A 916-nucleotide genomic window follows, 5' to 3' on the forward strand; every position below is an offset into this window, starting at 1 on the left:
GGTGGGGCGAGGAGCGGGAGATTTCGCTCAAGACGGGGGAGGCCGTGGTGGCGGCCCTGGAGACGCTGGGGCACACCGTCACCCGCGTCTTCGCGGGCCCCGGGTTGGACCGGGCGCTGCGCGCGGCGGAGCTCGACGTGGCGTTCCTCGCGCTGCATGGCCGCATGGGCGAGGACGGCCGCGTGCAGGGCCTGCTGGAACTGCTGGAGCTGCCGTACACGGGCTCTGGCGTGCTGGCCTCCGCGCTCGCCATGGACAAGCCCATGGCGAAGAAGCTCTTCCAGCTCCACAACCTGGCCACGCCCCGGGGCTACCGGCTGGGCCGCGCGGACGTGGCGCGCGCGGTGGAACTGCACGGCGACAGCGGCTTCCCGTGCGTGGTGAAGCCCGCGAAGGGCGGCTCGTCGGTGGGCCTGTCGGTGGTGCACGACGCCGGAGCGCTGGTGCCCGCGGTGGCCCAGGCGTGCCGCTTCGGCGGCGAGGCCCTGGTGGAGCGCTTCGTCGCGGGCCAGGAGGTGACGGTGGGCATCCTCGGCGACGCAGTGCTGGGCAGCTGCGAGGTGTCCTTCCCCCGCGAGGGCTTCGACTACGAGGCCAAGTACAAGGGCGGCGCCCAGTACTTCCTGCCGCCCCGCCTGTCGGAGACGCGCCGGGTCAACGTGGAGTCGCTCGCGCTCGCCGCGTACCGCGCCCTGGGCTGCCGGGGCTACGGCCGCGTGGACCTGCTGTGCTCGGACCTGGAGAACGACGTGGTGCTGGAGGTGAACACCCTGCCGGGCTTCACCCCCACCAGCCTCCTGCCGAAGATTGCCGCCCGCGCGGGCCTGGACTTCCCGGCGCTGGTGCAGGGCGTGCTCGACCGGGCCACCCGCGACGAGTCCCACGTCGACGACGCCCCCGTCGTCGAAGCCTCCCC

General features: G+C 73.7%; 1 protein-coding gene. It reads left to right on the forward strand.

The genetic code is table 11. From position 1 onward, the window contains the following. A partial coding sequence (locus D7V97_RS43350) for a D-alanine--D-alanine ligase (RefSeq protein ID WP_147445273.1) occupies positions 1-916 on the forward strand: 916 nt, incomplete at both ends.

It is taken from the genome of Corallococcus sp. CA053C (assembly GCF_003611675.1).
Classification (GTDB): Bacteria; Myxococcota; Myxococcia; order Myxococcales; family Myxococcaceae; genus Corallococcus.